Annotated in this window: 25 protein-coding genes; 9 read left to right on the forward strand and 16 right to left on the reverse strand. The window is 29.2% G+C overall.

Going from position 1 to position 21,899, the window contains the following annotated elements:
- Positions 1-67: 67 nt before the first annotated feature.
- Entirely contained in the window at positions 68-1,825 is a 1,758-nt protein-coding gene (locus HXZ74_RS09095) for an ABC transporter ATP-binding protein (RefSeq protein WP_038331126.1), read from the reverse strand.
- Here HXZ74_RS09095 and nusB point away from each other — a divergent pair.
- The 6 genes from nusB (at position 1,816) to HXZ74_RS09125 (ending at position 6,754) form a co-directional block, all read left to right on the forward strand.
- On the forward strand, positions 1,816-2,838 hold the full coding sequence (gene nusB / locus HXZ74_RS09100) for a transcription antitermination factor NusB (RefSeq protein WP_280061845.1): 1,023 nt from the start codon (positions 1,816-1,818) through the stop codon (positions 2,836-2,838). The genes HXZ74_RS09095 and nusB overlap by 10 nt on opposite strands.
- Positions 2,839-2,882: 44 nt before the next feature.
- Entirely contained in the window at positions 2,883-3,374 is a 492-nt protein-coding gene (locus tag HXZ74_RS09105; protein WP_114998927.1) for a DUF1573 domain-containing protein, read from the forward strand.
- A 24-nt stretch (positions 3,375-3,398) separates the two neighbouring features.
- Positions 3,399-3,755, forward strand: coding sequence for a preprotein translocase subunit YajC (gene yajC, locus HXZ74_RS09110; RefSeq protein ID WP_125350678.1), 357 nt, complete (start codon positions 3,399-3,401; stop codon positions 3,753-3,755).
- A 70-nt stretch (positions 3,756-3,825) separates the two neighbouring features.
- On the forward strand, positions 3,826-4,428 hold the full coding sequence (gene coaE, locus HXZ74_RS09115; protein WP_286474946.1) for a dephospho-CoA kinase: 603 nt from the start codon (positions 3,826-3,828) through the stop codon (positions 4,426-4,428).
- A gap of 72 nt (positions 4,429-4,500) precedes the next feature.
- Positions 4,501-6,054, forward strand: a complete 1,554-nt coding sequence (locus HXZ74_RS09120; RefSeq protein ID WP_286474948.1) for a sensor histidine kinase — start codon at positions 4,501-4,503, stop codon at positions 6,052-6,054.
- A gap of 4 nt (positions 6,055-6,058) precedes the next feature.
- Positions 6,059-6,754: a response regulator transcription factor gene (locus HXZ74_RS09125; RefSeq protein WP_019974263.1), complete on the forward strand. Its 696-nt coding sequence runs from the start codon at positions 6,059-6,061 to the stop codon at positions 6,752-6,754.
- A gap of 25 nt (positions 6,755-6,779) precedes the next feature.
- Here HXZ74_RS09125 and HXZ74_RS09130 read toward each other — a convergent pair whose 3' ends face one another.
- The 4 genes from HXZ74_RS09130 to HXZ74_RS09145 are packed head-to-tail and all read right to left on the reverse strand — an operon-like array spanning position 6,780 to position 10,250.
- Positions 6,780-7,856, reverse strand: coding sequence for an acyltransferase family protein (locus HXZ74_RS09130; protein ID WP_286474950.1), 1,077 nt, complete (start codon positions 7,854-7,856; stop codon positions 6,780-6,782).
- 3 nt (positions 7,857-7,859) lie between these two features.
- On the reverse strand, positions 7,860-8,885 hold the full coding sequence (locus HXZ74_RS09135; protein WP_286474952.1) for a glycosyltransferase family 2 protein: 1,026 nt from the start codon (positions 8,883-8,885) through the stop codon (positions 7,860-7,862).
- Complete coding sequence (locus tag HXZ74_RS09140) at positions 8,882-9,691, reverse strand: glycosyltransferase family 2 protein (protein ID WP_286474955.1); 810 nt, start codon at positions 9,689-9,691, stop codon at positions 8,882-8,884. The genes HXZ74_RS09135 and HXZ74_RS09140 overlap by 4 nt, the downstream gene beginning before the upstream one ends.
- Before the next feature lies 1 nt (position 9,692).
- A complete protein-coding gene (locus HXZ74_RS09145; protein ID WP_286474957.1) occupies positions 9,693-10,250 on the reverse strand; it encodes an acyltransferase in 558 nt (185 codons plus the stop codon).
- 109 nt (positions 10,251-10,359) lie between these two features.
- On the opposite strand from HXZ74_RS09145, the gene HXZ74_RS09150 reads away from it, so the two are divergent.
- Entirely contained in the window at positions 10,360-11,367 is a 1,008-nt protein-coding gene (locus tag HXZ74_RS09150) for a glycosyltransferase family 2 protein (RefSeq protein ID WP_286474959.1), read from the forward strand.
- Here HXZ74_RS09150 and HXZ74_RS09155 read toward each other — a convergent pair.
- Genes HXZ74_RS09155 through HXZ74_RS09195 form a run of 10 tightly spaced genes read right to left on the reverse strand, consistent with a single transcriptional unit; the run spans position 11,355 to position 19,574 of the window.
- Positions 11,355-12,485, reverse strand: a complete 1,131-nt coding sequence (locus HXZ74_RS09155) for a glycosyltransferase family 4 protein (RefSeq protein WP_286474961.1) — start codon at positions 12,483-12,485, stop codon at positions 11,355-11,357. The genes HXZ74_RS09150 and HXZ74_RS09155 overlap by 13 nt on opposite strands.
- Positions 12,469-13,392 (reverse strand): glycosyltransferase family 2 protein, encoded by a 924-nt coding sequence (locus HXZ74_RS09160; RefSeq protein ID WP_286474963.1) that lies wholly within the window; start codon positions 13,390-13,392, stop codon positions 12,469-12,471. The genes HXZ74_RS09155 and HXZ74_RS09160 overlap by 17 nt, the downstream gene beginning before the upstream one ends.
- Positions 13,379-14,056: an NAD-dependent epimerase/dehydratase family protein gene (locus HXZ74_RS09165; RefSeq protein WP_286474966.1), complete on the reverse strand. Its 678-nt coding sequence runs from the start codon at positions 14,054-14,056 to the stop codon at positions 13,379-13,381. Before HXZ74_RS09165 ends, HXZ74_RS09160 begins: the two co-directional genes overlap by 14 nt.
- Positions 14,043-14,894: a hypothetical protein gene (locus HXZ74_RS09170; protein ID WP_286474968.1), complete on the reverse strand. Its 852-nt coding sequence runs from the start codon at positions 14,892-14,894 to the stop codon at positions 14,043-14,045. Before HXZ74_RS09170 ends, HXZ74_RS09165 begins: the two co-directional genes overlap by 14 nt.
- Entirely contained in the window at positions 14,891-15,682 is a 792-nt protein-coding gene (locus HXZ74_RS09175; RefSeq protein ID WP_286474971.1) for a glycosyltransferase family 32 protein, read from the reverse strand. Before HXZ74_RS09175 ends, HXZ74_RS09170 begins: the two co-directional genes overlap by 4 nt.
- Entirely contained in the window at positions 15,679-16,665 is a 987-nt protein-coding gene (locus HXZ74_RS09180; RefSeq protein WP_286474973.1) for a WaaS/CpsH family glycosyltransferase, read from the reverse strand. Before HXZ74_RS09180 ends, HXZ74_RS09175 begins: the two co-directional genes overlap by 4 nt.
- A 3-nt stretch (positions 16,666-16,668) precedes the next feature.
- A complete protein-coding gene (locus HXZ74_RS17185; RefSeq protein WP_349680737.1) occupies positions 16,669-17,037 on the reverse strand; it encodes an acyltransferase family protein in 369 nt (122 codons plus the stop codon).
- Positions 17,038-17,044: 7 nt separating this feature from the next.
- Positions 17,045-17,719, reverse strand: a complete 675-nt coding sequence (locus HXZ74_RS17190) for an acyltransferase family protein (protein ID WP_349680736.1) — start codon at positions 17,717-17,719, stop codon at positions 17,045-17,047.
- Complete coding sequence (locus HXZ74_RS09190; protein ID WP_286474975.1) at positions 17,719-18,741, reverse strand: WaaS/CpsH family glycosyltransferase; 1,023 nt, start codon at positions 18,739-18,741, stop codon at positions 17,719-17,721. Before HXZ74_RS09190 ends, HXZ74_RS17190 begins: the two co-directional genes overlap by 1 nt.
- A 26-nt stretch (positions 18,742-18,767) precedes the next feature.
- Positions 18,768-19,574 carry a glycosyltransferase family 2 protein gene (locus tag HXZ74_RS09195; protein ID WP_286474977.1) on the reverse strand — a complete coding sequence of 269 codons (807 nt, stop codon included), beginning with the start codon at positions 19,572-19,574 and terminating at the stop codon, positions 18,768-18,770.
- Positions 19,575-19,845: 271 nt separating this feature from the next.
- Here HXZ74_RS09195 and HXZ74_RS09200 point away from each other — a divergent pair, with 271 nt between their 5' ends.
- Positions 19,846-20,487: a DUF6266 family protein gene (locus HXZ74_RS09200; RefSeq protein WP_286474980.1), complete on the forward strand. Its 642-nt coding sequence runs from the start codon at positions 19,846-19,848 to the stop codon at positions 20,485-20,487.
- A 166-nt stretch (positions 20,488-20,653) separates the two neighbouring features.
- Complete coding sequence (locus HXZ74_RS09205) at positions 20,654-20,944, forward strand: helix-turn-helix domain-containing protein (protein ID WP_038331103.1); 291 nt, start codon at positions 20,654-20,656, stop codon at positions 20,942-20,944.
- Positions 20,945-21,001: 57 nt separating this feature from the next.
- Here HXZ74_RS09205 and HXZ74_RS09210 read toward each other — a convergent pair whose 3' ends face one another.
- Positions 21,002-21,898 (reverse strand): glycosyltransferase family 2 protein, encoded by an 897-nt coding sequence (locus tag HXZ74_RS09210; protein ID WP_286474982.1) that lies wholly within the window; start codon positions 21,896-21,898, stop codon positions 21,002-21,004.
- Position 21,899: the final 1 nt, after the last annotated feature.

The following is a 21,899-nucleotide window of genomic DNA, read 5'->3' on the forward strand; positions in this document are numbered from 1 at the left end:
AATTAAGAAAACAACAACATTTTAACCAAATATTTTCTCTTTTTTTATTAAATCTCTATGAATAAACTTAATCTAGCAGTTGTTTATTGTACAATTCATAATAATAACCATGCTTATTTAATAATTCGCTGTTGGAACCATTTTCTAAAACATGACCATCTTCTAAAACCAAAATCTGATCAGCGCGCTTTGCAGAAGACACACGATGCGTAATAATGATGGTTGTTTTACCATTAATCTCAGAAGATAAATTATTTAAGATTTGTTCTTCGGTTTCGGTATCTACAGCAGACAAACTATCATCAAAGATTAATATTTGTGGATCATTCACCAATGCACGAGCTATAGAAACACGTTGTTTTTGACCTCCAGAAAGCGTAACGCCGCGTTCACCAACAACTGTTTCGTAACGTTCTTTAAATCGATCAATATTATCATGAACAACAGCTTTCTTCGCAAAAATTTCAGCCGTTTGCTCATCTGTATCGTCAGAACCAAACAAAATATTATTGGTTAGCGAATCCGAGAAAAGGAAAGCTTCTTGCGGAACATAACCAATTTCTTCTCGAATAGATTCTACATTAATATCATGAATATTTTTACCATCAATCAAAATTTCACCAGAAGTTGGTTCCAACGAACGCGCAACTAACAAAGCAATTGTCGATTTCCCTGAACCAGTTTTTCCAAGAATCGCTAAAGTTTCACCTTTATTAATTTTGAACGAAACATTATCCAACGCTTTAATTCCAGTGTTTTCGTAGATATACGTCACATTTTTAAATTCGATTGTACCTTCTACTTCATGATTGACTAATTGTTTCTCTTTTACATCTGTTTCAGCATTCAAAAATTCGTTGATACGAAACATCGACGCTTCTGCACGCTGTACAACCATCGTAATCCAACCTAAGGAAGTAAATGGCCAAATTAACATATTTAGGTAAAGGAAAAATTGAGCAATAGAACCAATATCCATTGTTCCTTCTATATATTTTACTCCTCCCAAATACAAAATCACCAAATTACTCACACCAACTACAACAACCATCAAAGGGCCAAAGGCTGCCTGAATTTGAGCTAAATTAAGTGCACGTTTCTGATATTCGTCTGCTTCTACTTCGTATTTAGATTTTATAAATTCTTCTGAATTGAATGATTTTATCACGCGAATTCCAGCAAAAGTATCTTGTACAGACGACGAAATCGTAGATTGTTGTTCTTGTACGCGCTTACTTTTCTTGTTAATATTTCGTGCAACATTATAAATTAACAATGATAAAATAGGCAAAGGAGCTAATGTATAAAGCGTTAATTGCTTATCAATTTGCAACATAAAATATGCAATAATAACTACTCGTGACACCAAATCAATCGGATACATAATTCCAGGTCCAAGGTACATACGCACCAATCCGACATCTTCTGTAATCCGATTCATCAAATCGCCCGTTTTGTGTTTTTTATAAAAGGACAACGATAATTTTTGATATTTATCGTAAATCACATTTTTCAAATCGAACTCAATATAACGCGATGCCACAATAATCATTTGTCGTGTACCAACCGTCAAAACTCCTCCCAAAACTTTAAAAAAGAAAAAAGCCAAACTGGCATACATCAAACCATCTTTCAAAAGATCGAGATTATCTGTTCCTTCCTTCTTAAAATTTCGTAGCAATTCTTCAACTGTATTGATTGCTTCTCTAATATATGTAACGGAATAAACCTGTACCCAATTGGCACAAATCGTAAAAATGAAGCCCAAAAATATTCTCCATTTATACTTCCATAAAAATTTATTTAACTTTTGTAATGATTTCACAAAACAAAATTACATTCTTTTTTTTACCTTTGCATCAATTTATTAGACGTTATATCATTGAAATTATGTTGGGAAGAAGACAACTACGCGAAAAAGTAATGCAGAATATCTATGCTTACAATAGTTTAGGAACTGAAGGCGAAGAAAGAGCGGTCGAGAAAAATATGATGAAAAGTATCGATCAAATCTACGATTTGTACATTTATCTCCTAAATTTGATTAAAGTTCAAAAGGACATTGCAGAGCATAAAATTGAACTTGCAAAATCAAAAAACTTTCCAACCCAAGAAGATTTAAATCCAAATTTAAAATTTGTTCAGAATAAAGTATTCAAAATTATTGAACAAAATCTTGAATTAACTCGTTATTCTACTGACAACAAATTTTTACTTTGGGATATTTATGATTCTTATCCAAACAATATCTTTAAAAATTTGACAGAAAGCGAATTGTATAAAACGTATATGAGCAGCGACAAACATTCTTTTGAGGAAGACAAAGAATTTATCTTGAACTTTTTCGTAGAATTTATTGCTGAATATGAAGATTTGCACGATTACTTAGAGGGAATTCAAATTACATGGGCAGACGATGTACATATTGCAAATGCGATGTTACATACAACGATAAAATCGTTCCGTCAAAATAGTTCTCCGTTGATTTCTTTGTTCAAAGTTTACAAAGATTTAGATGACAAAAAATTTACTGAAGAATTATTCCGTAAAACTATTCGTTACCAAGCAGAAACAAGAAAAATTATTGATGAAAAAGCTCAAAACTGGGAATTAGATCGTATTGCGACAATCGATTTGATTATTTTAGAAATGGCTTTGACAGAATTTTTATATTTCTCAAATATTCCTGCAAAAGTTACAATCAACGAATATGTGGAATTAGCGAAGAGTTATTCGACAGAAAAATCGCGTGTTTTTGTTAACGGAATCTTAGATAAAACATTAAAAGAGTTAAAAGACAATAATAATTTACCAAAATACGGTAGAGGTTTATTATAATCACTATTTTTTCTTAATTTTGACTAAGACAAATAATTATAAAAATGAAAAGTAAATTATTTATATTAGGTGCATTTGCATTATCATTCGCAATCAGCTCTTGTGGAGAGAAAAAAGCTAGCGATAATTTTACAGCTGAAGAAACAGCTCAACAAGCTGAAAATGTTGTAGATCCAGCTACAGCTCCAGTTTTAACATTAGCAGAAGCAAATCACGATTTTGGAGATGTAAAAGCTAACAATAAAGTAGAAACATATATCAAGTTCAAAAACGATGGTAAATCTCCATTAGTTATTCGCGACGCGTCTGCAACTTGTGGTTGTACTGTTCCTGAATTCCCTTCTACTCCAATTGCAGTAGGAGCTACAGATTCTATCAAAGTTGTGTACACAGCTGGAAACATGAACGGAAAGCAACAAAAAACAGTAACTTTAGTAACTAATACAACAAATGGTCACGAGAAATTTGACATTTCTGCAAACGTTGTTGGAGCTACTGCAAATGACCAAAATGCGCAACAAGCATTTGGACAATAAGTATTAAATCGATAAAATATAAAAATGATTCAAACAATCTTTTTACAAGCTGGTGCACAAGGCGGAGGAATGTCTATGCTTTTGATGTTCGGAGGGATGTTCGTAATTATGTACTTTTTCATGATTCGTCCTCAACAAAAGAAAGCGAAACAAGAAAAACAATTTCAAACGGATATCAAACGTGGTGATCAAGTTGTAACAACTTCTGGAATTCACGGGAAAATCAACGAAATTTATGACGACGCTGTTATCATCGAAACTGGAGCTGGAAAAATTAAATTTGAAAAGGCTGCAATTTCTCGTGAATTAACTGCTGCACGTTATTCAAAAACGACTGACAAAGCTGAGAAATCAGAAAAAGCAGTTGAAGAAAAAAACTAAGTTTAAGGTTAACATATATTTAACTGATTGCCGAAGGAATTATTCTTCGGCATTTTTTTAACTTCAAACCATGAAAAACAACCAACCTTTTGTAGCAGGAATTACTGGCGGAATAGGCTCTGGCAAAAGTACAGCGGCAAAATTCTTCGAAGAATTAGGTATTCCGGTATATAATTCTGACACAAGAGCGAAAACGATTCAGAATGAAAACTCTGAAGTAAAAGTTAAAATTATTGCAGCTTTTGGTGAAGAAGCGTACAATGAAAATGGTTTGAATAAACCATATCTATCAAAACAAGTTTTTCAGAATAATGAAAAATTGAAGCTATTAAATTCAATTGTTCATCCAGCAGTTTTCCAAGATTTTGAGGATTGGAAAAAAGCTCAAAAATCGGATATTGTAATGAAAGAAGCTGCCATTTTAATAGAAAGTGGTAGTTACAAAGATTGCGATGTTGTGATAAGTGTAGTGGCCGATATAGAAACGCGAATTGCACGAACTATAGAAAGAGATGGTTTATCACGAGAAGAAATTCTTGCAAGAATAAACAATCAGATTTCGGACGAAGAACGAATTGCTAAATCAGATTTTATTATTGATAATAATGGCGATTTAGCTCACTTGAAAAATGAAGTGGAACAAACGTTTATCAAAATCAAAAAAATGATTTAATCGTCCAAATTTTAACAAAAAGATAGAAATTAGAAAAGATTAAACTATTTTTAATCATTCAATAAAAAATAAATGAAAAAAGGATTTTATAAAATCTTAATCGTTATCATGAGTGTTGCGCTTATAGGATTGATAATTATTCAATTCTATTGGCTAAACTTGACAATTCAGAATGGTACAGACAGTTTTAACAACAATGTGTACCAAGCGATGAATTATACAACTGAGAAAATAAATAAAAACGAATTAGAGCGTTATTATAAGAAATTCAATAATATACAATCTGATTTAAAATCAAATAAAGATAAACCGCAAGTTGTAACCAATCAAGTCATCAAAGATTCGCTTGGTGTAACGTACGCTTATGTAACGCGCTATGTGGTCGAAAAATCGATGTTGCCGTCATCTGGAAAATACAATGACAGCTTAACGAAAGCGAATATTTATTCGCAAGAACGCGTTTTCAAAATAGACAAAGATTCTTCTGCAAGAGGAATTCCAAATCTGAATTTGAATTTTGAGCACGCTTTACAAGACGGAACATTTACGCTGGAAAGTGCTGCGCGTTGGGATGCTGGTTCTACGCCAATCGACAAACGTGTGAATTATGCGATGTTAGATTCGATATTGAAAAACGAATTACGTAACAGAGGAATTCATCAAGCAATGCCAATTTTGGCAGTTTTGAAAAAAGATTCGACAGAAACAAATGTCAAATCAAAAGATTTCGATCGCAATAAAATCGAGTTTATGGTTCCACTATTTTTGGATAGAAAGGATCATATCGAATATTATCTGGCAGCGAATTTTGTTAACAGAAATTTAGCCATTGTTGCACCAACTGTTCCAGTTATTTCATTGACATTTATCTTAACCATGATTATCATTACGGTTTTCTCCTTGTCAATTTATTACATGCAATTGCAACGCAAAAGTTCGGAAATCAAGACAGATTTCATCAATAATATGACGCACGAATTCAAAACGCCTATTGCAACCATTAATATTGCGTCTGATGCATTGCGTAATGAAAAGATATTTACTGATCCCGAAAAGGTGAAATATTATGCCGATTTGATCAAACAAGAAAACAAACGTATGAATGCTCACGTTGAGATGGTCTTACGAATGTCGAAGCTTGATCGCAATCAAATGGATATGAATTTTCAGGAAGTAAATTTGAATGGCATTGTACAAAAAAGTGTTGAGCCGATAAGATTTATTGTAGAAGAAAGAAATGGTACAATATTTGAAGAATACAATGCAGAACAATCATTTGTAAAAGGAGATCCGTTCCATTTAGAGAATATCGTTATTAATGTATTGGATAATGCTCGAAAATACTCTCCAAACACACCGGAGATTAGAGTAAAAACATACAACAAAGACAACAATTTTTTAATTGAAATTTCTGATAAAGGAATGGGTATGTCGCAAAACGTTCTGAAAAAAATATTTGAACAATTTTATAGAGAAGAAACGGGAAATATACACAATGTAAAAGGTCATGGACTTGGGTTGGCTTATGTCAAAAAAATTGTTCAGCTTCACGGCGGACAAGTTTGGGCAGAAAGTTCAGCAGGAAAAGGAAGTACTTTTATCATTAAAATTCCTCTAAAATCATAGATCAATGAGTGATAAACAACGATTACTTTTAGTAGAAGATGATCCAAGCTTCGGAAGTGTATTAAAGGATTATTTGGTTATAAACGATTTTGACGTAACGCACGCAATCGATGGTGAGGACGGTCTTGCCAAATTTAAAGAAAGTGATTATGATCTATGCATCCTTGATGTAATGATGCCTAAAAAAGATGGTTTTACATTAGGAAAAGAGATCAAAGAACTAAAAAGTGAACAACCAATTATATTTTTAACAGCGAAAAACATGCGCGAGGATGTTTTGAATGGTTACAAAATTGGAGCAGACGATTATGTCTTAAAACCATTTGATTCGGAAGTTTTATTGTACAAAATAAAAGCTGTTTTACAACGTAATTCTGGCGAAGAAGAAAAATTTGAACAAGAAGATTTCAAAATTGGTAAGTTTACGTTCAATGCAAAATTGAGACAATTAATTTACGATGGTAAATCACAAAAACTTTCGCCAAAAGAAAACGAATTATTACGTTTATTGGCAGTTTACAAAAATGATTTAATGCCTCGTGAGATTGCCTTAACACGTATTTGGCATGATGATAATTACTTTACATCACGTTCTATGGACGTATATATTGCGAAATTACGTAAGTATTTGAAGAAAGATCCAGCAGTAGAAATCGTGAATATTCACGGTGAAGGATTCCGACTTTTAATTCAGGAATAAGATTAATCTTTATAGAAAAAAAACCTCAACTACGTTGAGGTTTTTTTGTGGTATTGTACTTCTTTCGAATAAAATTATTAATAGGTTCTTCTAAATAAATGTACATCAATATAGAGATGATATTTAATAAAATAAAGAGTAATAATTTATTTGAAGTAAGATAATCATTAATAAAAATTGGAATAAATCCTTTATGTATAAGATAAAATATATAAGAACTTTTCCCTAAAAGAACCATATATCTTGATGATAAAAATTTCTGGATTATAGTTTGCTCATTAATCAATCCCCATAAAAGTGGTACAATTCCCACAATTGATAAAATCATTAATTCAATGCTTCTTATTATATCAGCTTTAAAATTAAAATATGGTTTTAGAAATTGTAAGCAAGATACATACAGAATTAACATTAATAACCCAAAATAAGTTACCCAATTTATTTTAAATTTAATCGGTTTTGATTTTATTAGAATTGCTAAAAGAATCCCGGAGAAAAACTCAAAAATAAATACATAAATATTAGACTGTAAAAAGCCCCATATATTATTTTCTGTATTGAACAAACTTTTTATCCCCATTCCAAAAAGTAAAATTACAATTGGAATTATAATTAACCATTTCTTAGACTTCTTTATCAATATAAAGTAAAAAGGTGCTGTGAAGTAAAATAGTTCTTCAAGTGTTAAAGTCCATCCTTGGGGAACTCCACTTAAAAAATACTTTGTAAATAGAGCTTTTAGCATTGTAATAGATAAAACAAATTCAATTGTTTTATCCATATACCACTCAGGAGATTTAATGTAACCAACTAAAAACACTAAAATTGTCATCAAAAAATACATAGGATAAATCCGAGCAAATCTATTTACCATGTATTGTTTAAAATCAATTTTTGCTTGATCAAAATATCTGTAAGTGATTAGAAAACCACTAAGCACAAAAAACAAATCAACACCAAAATGAAACTCTCCAATAATATTTTTTAAAAAAATAGGGAAATTTGGATTATTAAAAGGAAAAAAATGGTAAATAAAGATAATCCAAGCTGCTATAGCTCGATACCCCGTTAAAGCAGGAAAAAATAATTTATTGTCTTTCATAATCTATTCTACTTCCGCTCCCAAATTTCTGTATTGTTGACGAAACTTTTCTGCCCATTTATACCATTCATCATATTGTGCATCTGGATGATTTTCTTTATCTAAAAAAGATTTGATATAATCATCAGAAAAGTCTTTTGGATAATTTTGCATGGCATCAAACTCGTTATTTAACCAAGCTTCGTTCAAAATATAATTCATTCGATTCACATCAAAATGATTTCCATATTCGTGATATGAACCTGTTGCAGATGATTTGAAGGTGGTTTTTAGAACCTCTTGATTAGTTCTTGCAAAAATTGCCTTTTTATTTTTGTAATACCAAGCAGCAGCATTTCTTAATTGTTGCTTTTCATCAACTTTTCCTTTGGCATCTGCCCAAATTGCTAACCAATAGTCTTTTTGATATAAGCCCATTAAAATTGAGTTTAAAGACCAATATTTCCGTTTAGTTTTATTATCAACCAATCCTAATTTATATAAAACTGTAAAGAATTTGTATTTGTTGTACATAAACATATCCATGATGAATTTGTTTGAAGTAAATAATTTTTGAGGTTGAGCTTGATTTAGGTCATCTGATAATTTATCTATTATCAAATTTTTGTCATCCGAATAATTTCCTAACCACCCCAACTTTAATAACGGAATTGAAAAAGATTTCATTTCTCTTACAACCTCATCAATATTGATAAATTTAGTAAACCAAACATCATCTTCCGTAACCAAAACATAATCTGACGAAGATTTAACTTCATTATACCACAAATCTGTTGGTATTGTAAAGCCATCAATTTTATTCCCATTATTGATATTATTCTCTATAGCTTGAATCTTGTCCAAATATTGATTAGAAGTAATAATATTAACATTTGGATATTTCAATTGAATTAAATCTAAATATTTTTTAGGCGTTCCGTCATCCAAAATTTTAATTTCAAAATTACCTTTTACACAAGTATAAATTGATTGTAAACATCGATCTAAATAATATGGACGATTGAAGGATTTTATTATTATGGTGATCATAAAAATTTTCGTTTTAACTTTTTAAAGAACGTATTTTCTTGATCAAAAATAAAGCGAGGTAAATTTTCTATTGATTCAACTTTTTTGCCATATAAAACCGAAATATTTCTTCTTCTACATGTAGTTAGTAAAACTGTATGCCAATCTAATTTTTGTTGAGCTGTTTTTCCTTTGTTTTGAGATATGCCTTTATAATGAATTCTATATAAATATTGAATTTTATCAATAAAATAAAACTCACCTACTTCGTATAATTTTAAATACAGATCTTGATCTTCAGAAATTATTAAAAACGAATTAATACCTTCAGTTTTATCATAAAATTCTTTCTTAAATGTAAAAAAATGGGCAACTTCAAAGTTTATATTAAAAAATAATTTATCTCCATTTTTTATTTTTAAGGTATTCTTAAATTCTCCTATTTCTTCAGATTTTTCATTGATCAACTTAATTTTAGAATAGGTCGAGATAATATGCGGATTACTATGATAACAATTCATTACTTCTTTTATAGCAGATACCGTAATCATATCATCAGGATCTAAAAATCCACAAACTTCTCCATTAGCTTCTTCAACACAACGATGTTTTGTAAAACCTACCTTTTTATTTTCTGAATTTTGAAAGAGTCTTATTTTATTATCTTTCTCTGCTAAAACTTTCAGTTTTTGAAACGAATCATCTGTTGAACAATCGTCAACAATTACAATTTCATAATCTTGATATGTTTGATTTTTGATCGATTGATAACACTCTTGGAAATAATTCCAATTATTATAATGCGCAATTAGAATAGAAAATTTCATTTTATAATGATTTTACAAGATGTTCTTGTTTATTCACAATAATAGAATTTGATGGAACATCTTTATGAATGACGCAACCTGCTCCGATGATTACATTGTCGCCAATCGTAACATCTTTTAAGATTACAACATTAGCTCCAGTCCAAACATTATTACCCATTTTAATAAAACCAATATTAAAATCTGTTTTAGAAACAGAAAATGGCTCTTTTGTATATTGATGATTATGATCAAACAATTTCATTCCTTCTCCTAAAATACAATTTTCTCCAATTGCTATTTCTCCTAAACACGAAATCGTAGCTCTTGTGATATATGTATTCTTACCTATTGAAAACTTGGCATCTTTCTTAATTGTCAAATAATTTGATTCATTAATAGTTACATTTTCTTCTATGTTGATATGAGCTGATGAAGAAATGTCATAAAAATTATTAATTCCCAATTTAAAATCATTTGAAATTCTAGATTTAGAATTTTGTTTGAAAAGCTTTAAAGCTTCATTTTTTTTAGCTTTATTTATTAATTTATCTAAGGTCAAAAATATTTTATTCAACATAGTTTCAGGTTTATTTTTACAAATATAATAAGTTGTATTTTAACACTTAATAATTAATATATATTATTAAATTTGTTTTTCCAAAATAAATTTATCAAAATCTAATACTTTGATTTCAAATTTCCCTCTAATTAGCATAAATATTCCTATTTTCAAATGTGAAGATTATATTATCAGATGTTTAGATTCTGTAAAAAATCAATCGTATCAAAATATAGAAATTATTTTAGTTAATGATTGTACGCCTGATAACAGTATTGCAATCATTGAAGAATATATGGTTTCGAATAAGGAATTAAACATTCAATTACATCATCTACCAACCAATCAAGGATTGTCTGTTGTTCGAAATACTGGCATAGAACATTCTAATGGAGAATATATTTATTTTTTGGATAGTGATGATGATATTACGAATGATTGTATTGAAAAATTAGTAAAGAATGTTGTAGAAAATAAAACAGAGATGGTCATCGCTCAAAATCGTTGGATTAATACTTTTGACCATTCTACAAAAGATTTTGGATTTTCTACAGATTTTTCAACTCTTGTTTATTCAGATAATCTTTCTATTTTCAAAGCTTATTGTCGAGGTTCTTTTCCTGTTTCGTCATGGAATAAGTTAGTTAAATTAAGCTTTATCAAAGAAAATGAAATTTATTTTGTTCCAGGATTATATGCGCAAGACGAATTGTGGATGTTTCATGTTATGGAAAAAATTAATTCGCTTTCTATCATAAAAGATATTACATATAATTATTATTTACATGCGAATTCTGTCGTATTTAATCGTACAAAAAAGAACTCTGAAAATCATCAAACTATTTTAGAGTGGATTTCAAAATCCTATCATCAAACAGAAAGTGAGAAACGAAAAAAATTAATACGAGGTTGGATTGTCGATTATAAAAAGACCATTTTACAAATGCAATGGAAAGTACTGAAAGATAAAGAGTATTTTATAACCAATTATCAACGAATGCAGAAAGCACCATCTTTCAGTTTAGTTGATTATCTTTCTAGTGAATTTACCAAAAAACAAAAAAAGGAAAATTTTTTATTAAATCTTCCTTCTCCAATTGGTTTTAGAATTTTCAAAAAACGTTATGAAGGGTGATTATTGGTAGTTTTATTTATTAAAGATTCTACAATTTCTAAATGTTTTTTTAAAGAAAAATTTTGAGAAACAATTTCTTTTCCCTTTATTCCTAATTTCTTAGAAAGCTCTCTATTTCCATATAGCTCTAACATAAATTTACTCATTGTTGCAATGTCATGCTCTTCTACTAATAAGCCAGATTCTCTATTTAAAATTACATCTGGTATACCTGCATGTAATGTAGATATAATTGGCAAACCTGCAGCAGACGCCTCCAATATAGACACAGGCGTTCCTTCCTTATCCCCTGTAGAACTCATAACTGAATGTTGTACATAACAGAAAGATTCCTCATAATATTTTTTTTGTTGTTCCTTAGTAATCCATCCTGGTAGAATTACATTTTTTTGTAAATTTAATTCTATTATTAAATCTTTAACTTTGGTCATTAACTCACCATCTCCGGCCATAACTAATTTAGCTTGTGGAAAAACTTTAACAACCATTTCAAATGCTTTAATTAGATTAATAGGAGACTTTGTTTCTGTCATTCTACCTATAAAAATAAATTGTGAACTGTTATAATTAGGATTCAATTTAAGAAAATCTTCAGATGGTCCAATTGGAGAATAAATAATAGTATCTTTTTTAAAACCTAACTCTATCAACTTAGGTACCATATCTCTAGCCACAGGAATTGTAAAACTCTGATAATCTGATAACTCTATGTATTTTTGTTTAAACTTTTCATAATATCTAGAATCATTAATTTCGTACCCTAACACATTAGATATTAATGGAATATTACATTTTTCGGCAATAGCTTTTACAGAAGCACCTGTATTTAAAAATTCTGCTAAACAACAATCAACATTATACTTTAATAATAATTTTTCTAATCGCTTAGCTTTTAATGATTCTATTTTTTCAGGGTTATTTAAAGCTAATAATGTAATGATATAACGTATTATTTTTTGCTTCCACAATGGAGTACCTAATTTTAAAAAAGGTATTAAGCCTCCAAATAAAGTTAATTTATTGTATGGTAAATCTTCAATGTATCCTTTAGAAAAGGTTCCAAGAGGTTTGTGTGTACCGTATGTTAGTATAGCTATAGTTTTAGTCTGGTTTTTCATAATAATACTTATTTGTTCTAATTACATTTATAGTTTCTTTAATCCCAATTATTCTAATAAGCAATAAAAATAATTTTAATTGACTTGGACTTAATTTTCTGTAAAGTGCTCTATTATTTTGATAAACTTTTTTAGACAAGACCTTCTTTTGATATAAGTTCATTTTAATGTGATATGTTTTTAGAATGTAAGTGTATGCACTTATAATTCCTTCCATTTTCCTTTTCTTAAGAATGTTATCTTGATTATTACTAATTGATAAAACTGATTTTCTATAATTTATAAAAGAATTATTTATACATATAAAGTTATTTCCGTTTGTAAAATCAACCCATGCTACATCATCAGATCCAAAAGCTAATTCAAACTCTTTAAATCTATTCAATTTATATATATCATTTTTGAAAATATGCTCGCTTAAAGTACTTCTTTTATAATTTAATATTTTTTGAATGAGAAAATTGATAGAATTCTCATAATTATTATTAACATGTTCACTAACTATCTCTGTCCCTTCTTCATTTACAATTCTAGTTGCATATTTTATAACATTCTCCGTCACTTTTCCTTCATTAATAAGCTTATAGAATTCTTCAACTACAATTAAATCTAAATAATCATCATCACAAAGCAACATAATCCATTCCTCATTTTCAGTAAGGTCATCAATACACCTTTCCCACTGCTTAGTCAGGTATTTTCCTCCAATGTTTGTATCATATCTTTTATATTTTGTAATGATACTTGAGTATTTATCAATCAATTCAGCAGGATTTTCAGGACTTGAATCGTCTCCTATATACAGATTAAAATTTTGATTTGATTGATTTTGCAAAGAAATCAATGTCTCTTCAAAATAAGTTAATTTATAATACGGGATAACTATTGCTAATTTAATTTCTGGCATAATATTTTTTGATTAAATTATTCAGATACGCTTCTTTATCTTGAATAGAAAATTGATACTGCAATTCATGAATATCAATCGAATAATGTTCCCCTTTATTTTCCATTAACTTCATTGCAGGTTTTTGTAGTATTTCCTCGAAAGCTTCTACAATTTCTGGTATAAAGTAATTTTCGCCATAAGCTACATTCACAATTCTATTCCAACGGTTAGACTGAATGTATTGAAGCGTAATATCCTTAACATCCTCTACATCAATTAGATTACGTGTCGCATACTTGTGTACATTCAATTGTTGATTGGTCATAATTTGGCGATAAAGATAATTCATCAACAAATTAGGGTTTCCTCCTATTCCAACCACATTACTAATTCTAAGAATGAGATAATTGGCTGTATTTTGTTTGATTACTTCTTCGATATGCAATTTATGTAAAACGTACAAAGAATTGTATTTTGAAGAGTCGTATATAGAGCATGTACTAAAATAAACAAACAACTTTTCAGGATTATTTGCTAATGTATCCTCAACTAAATTTTGTTCACGTAAAAATTCACCCTTTCTAGTTTCAGAAGAATTAGAAACGCCTGAAGCAAAGAAAACAACCTCATCCAAATCTACTTCTGTAAATAAATTTGCGATTAAACCTCTACCTATTATCATTGTAATACTCTTTTACACTTTTATGCCCTACATGTAATATCACTTCATCACCGATGCCTTCGTCAGAATCACATACACACCATTGTTTTGGTAAAATATATGGATAAACTCCTGTTTGCCATGCTGCTTTCCACATGACTAACGAAGCACGAGAAGGATCTATTTTCATAATCTCAGCACAAGTTTTATAAAATAAATGCCCTCTTTCATTACTTTTCCATAATGTCATAGGACTTTGGTTGTACGAATGACCTAATCCTCGAGAAATGTCAGTAATTTCTTGTACATCTTTAGAAATCTGCATATCAACACGTAATAATTGTCTGTCGTTATATGGTACACAAAAACCGAATTTTTGCGTCAAATAAATTAAAGCTATTATATCCGAAGACACGATTTGCATATCACTATCCAGTATACATTTGAAGTCAGCTTTGGAATTGACCAAAGCCATAAATTTATAATAATCCGCCGTACGATAACCATATCTAGGATGATCTGGATCAATAACTGGAGAAGTTACTTTGATTAATTCTACACCATCAATTTGAAGATCAAAATCACTGTAGACTGTATATTTAGCATTTGGAAAATATTCTTTTAAAGTTATAAGAGAAGGATTTAATCTATTCTCATCATCAAAACTAGAACCTCCGCCATTCGTTCTATTCTCTCCAAATTCTGCGAACAAAAACTCGATAGATATAGTGTTAAGCCATTCCATTTCCTCTACAGAAAATTCTTCATTTCTGAATTTAATTTCTGGTTTAGATTTTATAACCGAAGCATTTGCTTTGCCTAACAATACAGCGATGGCGTCTTTGATATTCTTTATCATCTCTTTTTGAAAATTTTACGAAGTAAATAATTAAAAATATAACGAGTAGGGAATTTATCAAGCACAGTATCTATTTCTAAAATTTTATGATTATAGACAACATTTTTGATGCGTTCTTTCGCATGTTTTTCATTAATAATTGTATTAAGACTACCATACATATTTACCATTTCCTTATATGTATTTCTCTCTTCTGTCCAGCTATCATGCCAAGAACCTGAAAAATGATGAGTTACATAATTAATCGGTAAATCCAACGAAAAATAAGTAGAAGGATATAATGCAATTCCTTCTTTTAGTTCTTGATAATTATCATAATTCGCATCAGCACCAAATTCTTCTACCAATAATTTGGAAAAAATTGCAGTATTAGGTTCTTCTTTATAATCATTATTTAGATAATAATCCATAATTTTTGTTGCCAAAACATGCCCTTTTTCTATTCCCCAAAAAGCAGAATATGGAATACCTTTGATTTCGAAACCACAAACAGCACGATGATGTAAAAAATCATTCAGCTTATTTTTAACTTCCATGTCGGTATCTAGATAAAAACCGCCATGTTCATATAGTGCTTTTGCTCTTACAAAATCGGATACAAAAGCCCATTTTTTGTTTTGATAGGCTGTTTTTACAAAATCATTTTGTGTGACATCAAAGTTATCTTCATTCCACTCAATAATTTCGTATTCAGGAAGGTATTTTTTCCAGCTAGAAATGCAATATTCTACAATTGTTGGTTTTGGATTGTTACCAAACCAACAATAATGTATTTTTTTAGGAATCATGTACTAAATATACGATTTATCCAATACTTAAAGTTGTATTGATTAATTATCTCATCACTAATTTTAATAAAAGGTTTCTGAATAAAACTTTCTAACCCTTCTAAATTTTTGAAATCTGTAATAAAGATATTATTAGGATTGTAAAAGTCATATTTCGCAACTGATTTATTATTAGTTATAATCTTATTATTATAATTCATAGCTTCAAAAAAACGAAGAGACAAACCATCATGCTCTTCTCGCTTTAAATCAATTAAAATCTTAGATTCGTTACTGATTTCCAAACATTCTTGGTAAGTAAAAGGCTTGTTTAACATGATTAATTTATCTGAAAATTTGGCATGAAATTCGTCTTGTTTTAAATAAAAATTGATTTTAGAATCTTGATTAATTCTCTTTAAAACATCATGAAAATCCGATAAAATATCAAAACGATTTTCTGTATTAACACCTATGTATGAAAAATCAATTGATTTTTCTGTAGAATTTTCTTCTTCAAAAAAACAATTGGTTATTGCTTTTAAATTATAATTAGGATAATCTACTACATCCTGTTCATCAAAAACATATATTTGGTTGAATAAACTATTGTAGTCCAATATTTTTTCTGAAACTGCTAATCCATCCAGTTGATAATCGATCATTTTAATAGAAACCGAACGTGCGTATTCTAACACATTTTCTGGAATTAAATCACCACGAATAACAAAACAATAGTCAAATTTTAAGTTCTGTTTTTGTAATTGCTTTAGTTTTCTATTCGTAAGATTAATAAAATTACGATGATTAATATTGTGGATATGTTGTATGTCTTTTTTAACAACTCTATAATAGATGTTCTCCAAACGTTGCAGTCCCGAAAACTCATAATAAGGAATAGACTCATCATAAAATTCATACAAAGAATAGCCATTCAGTCTGAAGTGTTTTACAAACTGTTTCGCTAGATTGGTGTTTTTGTATATGAAAAGGGCGGATGGCATTAGCTAAACTTCAAATTTTTTTTTTAAGTTGAGAAAATATTTTTCAAATGTATTAAAGGAGATCCACGAGATAAGTATTGTAATTCCAAATGATAAAAAATATAGTAAAAAATTGTAATACGTAGTATTTTTTAATTGGTCCAAGAATTTTATCAAAAGAAGAATAATCATCCAATGATACATATATATACCATAAGAAATCTTTCCTAAAAAATTAGTAACGGAATTATCTATATTAATCTTTCTATTTATAACAACGGCTAGTATCATAACTCCAAAAAAGAAAGCGTATGCCTCCTCTGTAAAAATGTAGAATTCTATCTTTGCAAACCAAATGAAAAAAGCTAAAAATGCTGCGGTAAATGAAAACATCGTGTTATTAAATATTTTTAATTTTTTTTTTGTTTTCAGAAAGTAAATAACCTAGCAAGCCTCCGTAAGCCATACAATTAAATTTTGTATGATAGAAAAACTTCTGGGTAAAGGAGAAGAGATTTGCGTTGTTAATAGTATTTAGATTAATGTAATTAATAATAAATGGAAGAGCTGTATAAATAATTATAAATGCTAATACTAGTTTTACAAAGTATTTTTTAGGTACAAAGTATACGATAATTGGCCAGAATAAATAAAACTGTTCCTCAACACCAATTGACCATATTTGCGGACTGTTTGGCCAACTAGATTTGAGAGCAGGAGGAATATTCGGAAATATAGAAAGACATAATAATAAAGTACGTCGAGGTATCTCCGTATTAAATAATATAAGGGATAAAAAAATAATGAGATAATACAGCGGCCAGATCCGCAAAATCCTTCTTATATAAAATTTTTTGAATGAGATTGTTCCATATTTTTCTTTTTCTTTTAGTAGAAGATATGTAATCAAAAATCCACTTAATACAAAAAATAAGGTTACAGAAAAATGTGCGTTTGGAAAAATCCTAAAATTTATTTGAGGTAAATTATATAATCCTTTTATAAATTCTATGTGACTCCAAACTACGATTAAGGCAGCAATAGCTCGCAATGTATTTAATCCTTTTAGTAGCATTAGTTTATATTTAGAATTTTTTTTAACCAATTGTCAAACCTGTATTTTAACACTATATTTTCATCAATTTCGTGATAAGGCTTATTAAGAAACTCATCCAAGCCTTTAAAATTAGAATAGTCTGTTATAAAAATGTTGTCAGGATGATAAAAATCGTAATTCTTTACATCAACATTATTAGTTATGATCTTGTTTTTGAAATATAGAGATTCAAAAAATCTAAAACTTAAGCCATTATGCCATTCTGGCTTTATATCTAAAGTTAAAAAAGAGTCACTAAGCTTTAGTAAATTCTCATCATAAGAAAGTGCTTTATATAGAACCTTAATATGCTTACTAGGTTGATTATGGATTGTTAATCTACTTCTATTAATAAGATTGATATCAAGTTGATAATTCTCACTAAGATATGATATAAAAGATGAAATTAATTGAGCCCTAGCTACAGAATAATTACCAACATAACTAATTTTATTTTTTTGTGGAATTGTATTGCTATTTATTGGAAAGAAGAAATTGGTTGCTTGCTGTATATTAAGTTCTCTATATTTTTGGACATCTGCAGGATTAAAAGAGTATATACTTTTAAAATATTTTGATGTTTTTTTTAGATTAATTATCTGTTCAACCTTTAAGGCGTCCCAAAAGTAAACTACCATATCATTAGAGATTTTACTAAACTTTTTCACTAAATCTTCACTGTATGGGCCTAAACTAATGAAGAGAACATAATCATATAGAGTAGTGTTTTTTTTAAAAAAATTAGTGAAAATGTGATCATAAAATCTTTTATCGTGCATTGCTTTTAAAGTAGAAAGGTAGTTTTTTCTTCTAAGAATATTTCTATTAAAAATATTTAGCGCTTTGTCAATCGGCTTTTTATATTCGAAGGGAAGTTTCTCGTTGACATTATCAAAATTCAAAATTTCAGCATCCAAATTTGTAGCCTTTAGAATACGCAAAGACTCGTGACTTAGTAGTCCGAGTTCCACGATAAGTATTTTTTTTGAAGCGTTTTTCACTTAATTTTAATTATAAAGTATAGATATTAGCCGATGAATTTATTTAATAATCTAAATACTCTACTTTCATATAATTTTCGTAATTGTTTAGATTCGACAGTTAAGTTTTTAATTTTTTTTAAATTTTCATGGTAACCCCCTTGGTGATCAATAAAAAAATGATAATGCTTGTAGAAGATAAAATTTTGCATAGAAATTAATCTTTCATTTTGCAAGGTAATCAACATTGAGTTAGCTTTTATTCTGTAATAAAAACCTATGTAATCAAGCTTTTTAACAGTTCCATTGTTTTTTAAAATGGAAATCCAAAAGTCCCAATCTTCCAATCCATATATTAGATTTACATCATAGCCATTAACAGTTTCCCAGTCAGTTTTTTTGAAAAATGCGGTACAAAATATTTGATTGTTGTATGCTAAACCTTTTTGGCTAAAAGAAGGTAAGTCCATCTTTCCTACTTCATCTCCAAATTTTTCGCCTTCACAATATATTATTTTATAATCCTGATTAAAAAAGTTTGATGCCAATTCTAAATATTGGTTTCCTATTTTATCATCGCAGTCTAATGGTAATATCCACTCGCCTTTTGCTACTTCTATACCTGCGTTACGAGCAGATGATAATCCTCCGTTTTCTTTTTTTAGATAAATGAATCGAGTATCTTTTTCAGTCCATTGTAGTGCAACTTCTTCTGTGTGGTCTGGAGAACCATCATTGACTATAATACATTCCCAATTGTGATAGGTTTGATCTAAAACAGATTGCAGACATTCGTCCATATATTGTGCTTGATTGTAGCATGGAACAATAACGGATATAAGTGGTTGGTTCATTTAGGTAATTTATTAATTACAAATATAATCAATATTCATTATCAGATAATTATTCATGCTCAAAAACTATAAAAAAGACTTTCAGTGGATATAGAATGGATATAGAATGGATATAGAATAGACGTAGAAACTATATAGAAAAGACTTTCAAAGATTAACAAATTCACCTTAATAGGCAAAATAATGCAAAAACAGGCAAATTTCGGAAGCATATTAGCTTTCACTAAAAAGTAATGCCAATTTTAACCTACCAATTATAAAAATACATATTATGGGAAAAATTAACGATTCGTTATTATCAGGCACATCTGGACGTACAGGGCGTATCGTCGTTGCCAATGTTTTTGGAAATGAAATTTCTAAAATTAGACCTCGAAAAAGAACCAAAAAACCTTCTCTAAAACAGTACATGGTTCAACAACGAATGAAAAAGTGCGCAGATTTTATGGCTTCTTACCGTTCATTTGCATGCAATCATTATGGGAAACGAGTAGGAATGTCCTCTTGTTACAATTTAGCAATGACCAATCTACTCGAAAATTTTGTGATTAATCATGCAAATCAAAGTTTCAACATCAACTATTCTGCTATTTCTTTTGCAAGAGGAAATCTTTTAGGGATTATTGGTGTTACGTTTAGTCTGACTTCTCCAGATTCGATAGAAATCAATTGGCAAAACAACGCAGGAGCTATCACAGAACGTGAAAACGATTGGCTACAAGTGCTAATTGGAATAGAAGATCAACAAAATACCATCTTCTTAGAAAATGTAGCAACACGCAATAACGAAACTTACACTGCATTCATCCCCCCTATGGCAAGTGGAAATACTGTACACCTTTGGTTCTCTTTTAGATCAGAAGATAACAGCGATGTTTCCACTACGTTTTATGCAGGTTCTTTAACAACCTAAAGCTTTCTTCAAATCAGCATTGACGCCATTAAAAGCTCAATGCTGATTTGTATAAAACAACAATATATTTTGATTACTCAAAGTTTATCATTAACTTAACTGTTTTAATTTAAACACATTAACAAATGTCTGAGTAATTATTCAATAATCTAAAAAACTTAAAACAATGAAAAATTCTACTTATTCACAACATTATTTGTATGCGCTACAAAAGACCACAAAAAAATTAATCCGAAAAAACATAGATCAACTCATCTTTACTGATGATGATATATTATGTGATGAAGAAGTCATGAAAATACTGAAAATTTCGAAAAGAAGCCTCTTCGATTACCGTAAAAAAGGACTTTTACAATACATTAAGATAGGTGGTCGATATTATTACATTCGCCTATTTTTATATTTAGACTTACTGCATCTTTACCAAATTCCATTAGAACATGATGACGATGGATAGCTATAAAATTGGCTTGAAAATTTTCAAATTATAAGGTGGTAATAAAAAGTACTAATCTTAAAAAAATCTTGATATTAATTTATAAAAATAAATGGGTAAATTGTATTTTATTGCCATATCTAATCTTTTAATTTTAAATGGATAGTTATTATATAATACTTTTAATTGTGATTCAAATTGATAATTATTAACATATTTAATATACATTTTATTATTTATGATATGTTTTGCAACTCCTATTCTATCAAACATTAGTTTCAACTTCAAATCTTCTAATTCAATTCTTTCCGCTTTTGTTTTAGAAATATTATTTTCGTGTTGCCTATAATAAGCTAACTTTTCGGGAATATATCCAATGAAATATTTTTCATTAATTTTCAACCATCGGTAATAATCCTCAATAATAAATTCAGAATCGTATTTTCCTGTATGTTTTACAACATCCAATCTCATCAAAACTGTTAATGCTGCAATCCTGTTACCTTTTATCAATTCTTGTCTAAAAAAAAGTGGATCAACTAATCCTAATTGATTATAGTCAGCAATATCAACAATGATATCTGATTCCTCATCTATAGAAAATGTATCCGTAAACACCATTCCATACTCATCTCCTAATTCTTCTAACTTTGTAACAGATTTTTCGATGGCTTGTGGATGTAGAAAATCATCAGCAGCAATTAACTTAATGTATTTTCCTGTGGCTAACTCAATGCATTTATTCAAAACCGTAGCCAGCCCTGTGTTTTTGGTATGATAATTCTTTTTTGCGGGATAATTGTTTTCTTTTAACCAAGTTTCAAAAACCTCAACAGAATTGTCTGGTGAGGCATCGTCCGCGACAATCAATTCTATATTAGGGTAAGTTTGAGCTTTGATACTATTCAAGTTCTCTTCAATGTATTTCGATTGGTAATAAGAAACAACAACAATGGTGACTAAAGGAGATTCCATT

The sequence above is a fragment of the Empedobacter sp. R750 genome (genome assembly GCF_030324345.1).
Classification (GTDB): domain Bacteria; phylum Bacteroidota; class Bacteroidia; order Flavobacteriales; family Weeksellaceae; genus Empedobacter; species Empedobacter falsenii_C.

What these genes read in the sequence shown, in the direction of transcription:
- coaE (WP_286474946.1), top strand. Translation starts at nt 3,826, where the DNA reads ATGAAAAACAACCAACCTTTTGTAGCAGGAATTACTGGCGGAATAGGC.
- HXZ74_RS09205 (WP_038331103.1), top strand. Translation starts at nt 20,654, where the DNA reads ATGAAAAATTCTACTTATTCACAACATTATTTGTATGCGCTACAAAAG.
- HXZ74_RS09105 (WP_114998927.1), top strand. Translation starts at nt 2,883, where the DNA reads ATGAAAAGTAAATTATTTATATTAGGTGCATTTGCATTATCATTCGCA.
- HXZ74_RS17185 (WP_349680737.1), bottom strand. Translation starts at nt 17,037, where the DNA reads ATGTTTTCATTTACCGCAGCATTTTTAGCTTTTTTCATTTGGTTTGCA.
- HXZ74_RS09140 (WP_286474955.1), bottom strand. Translation starts at nt 9,691, where the DNA reads ATGAAATTTTCTATTCTAATTGCGCATTATAATAATTGGAATTATTTC.
- HXZ74_RS09195 (WP_286474977.1), bottom strand. Translation starts at nt 19,574, where the DNA reads ATGAACCAACCACTTATATCCGTTATTGTTCCATGCTACAATCAAGCA.
- HXZ74_RS09170 (WP_286474968.1), bottom strand. Translation starts at nt 14,894, where the DNA reads ATGATAAAGAATATCAAAGACGCCATCGCTGTATTGTTAGGCAAAGCA.
- HXZ74_RS09180 (WP_286474973.1), bottom strand. Translation starts at nt 16,665, where the DNA reads ATGCCATCCGCCCTTTTCATATACAAAAACACCAATCTAGCGAAACAG.
- HXZ74_RS09200 (WP_286474980.1), top strand. Translation starts at nt 19,846, where the DNA reads ATGGGAAAAATTAACGATTCGTTATTATCAGGCACATCTGGACGTACA.
- HXZ74_RS09210 (WP_286474982.1), bottom strand. Translation starts at nt 21,898, where the DNA reads ATGGAATCTCCTTTAGTCACCATTGTTGTTGTTTCTTATTACCAATCG.
- HXZ74_RS09125 (WP_019974263.1), top strand. Translation starts at nt 6,059, where the DNA reads ATGAGTGATAAACAACGATTACTTTTAGTAGAAGATGATCCAAGCTTC.
- HXZ74_RS09165 (WP_286474966.1), bottom strand. Translation starts at nt 14,056, where the DNA reads ATGATAATAGGTAGAGGTTTAATCGCAAATTTATTTACAGAAGTAGAT.
- HXZ74_RS09120 (WP_286474948.1), top strand. Translation starts at nt 4,501, where the DNA reads ATGAAAAAAGGATTTTATAAAATCTTAATCGTTATCATGAGTGTTGCG.
- HXZ74_RS09145 (WP_286474957.1), bottom strand. Translation starts at nt 10,250, where the DNA reads ATGTTGAATAAAATATTTTTGACCTTAGATAAATTAATAAATAAAGCT.
- yajC (WP_125350678.1), top strand. Translation starts at nt 3,399, where the DNA reads ATGATTCAAACAATCTTTTTACAAGCTGGTGCACAAGGCGGAGGAATG.
- HXZ74_RS09175 (WP_286474971.1), bottom strand. Translation starts at nt 15,682, where the DNA reads ATGATTCCTAAAAAAATACATTATTGTTGGTTTGGTAACAATCCAAAA.
- HXZ74_RS17190 (WP_349680736.1), bottom strand. Translation starts at nt 17,719, where the DNA reads ATGCTACTAAAAGGATTAAATACATTGCGAGCTATTGCTGCCTTAATC.
- nusB (WP_280061845.1), top strand. Translation starts at nt 1,816, where the DNA reads ATGATTTCACAAAACAAAATTACATTCTTTTTTTTACCTTTGCATCAA.
- HXZ74_RS09130 (WP_286474950.1), bottom strand. Translation starts at nt 7,856, where the DNA reads ATGAAAGACAATAAATTATTTTTTCCTGCTTTAACGGGGTATCGAGCT.
- HXZ74_RS09155 (WP_286474961.1), bottom strand. Translation starts at nt 12,485, where the DNA reads ATGAAAAACCAGACTAAAACTATAGCTATACTAACATACGGTACACAC.
- HXZ74_RS09135 (WP_286474952.1), bottom strand. Translation starts at nt 8,885, where the DNA reads ATGATCACCATAATAATAAAATCCTTCAATCGTCCATATTATTTAGAT.
- HXZ74_RS09160 (WP_286474963.1), bottom strand. Translation starts at nt 13,392, where the DNA reads ATGCCAGAAATTAAATTAGCAATAGTTATCCCGTATTATAAATTAACT.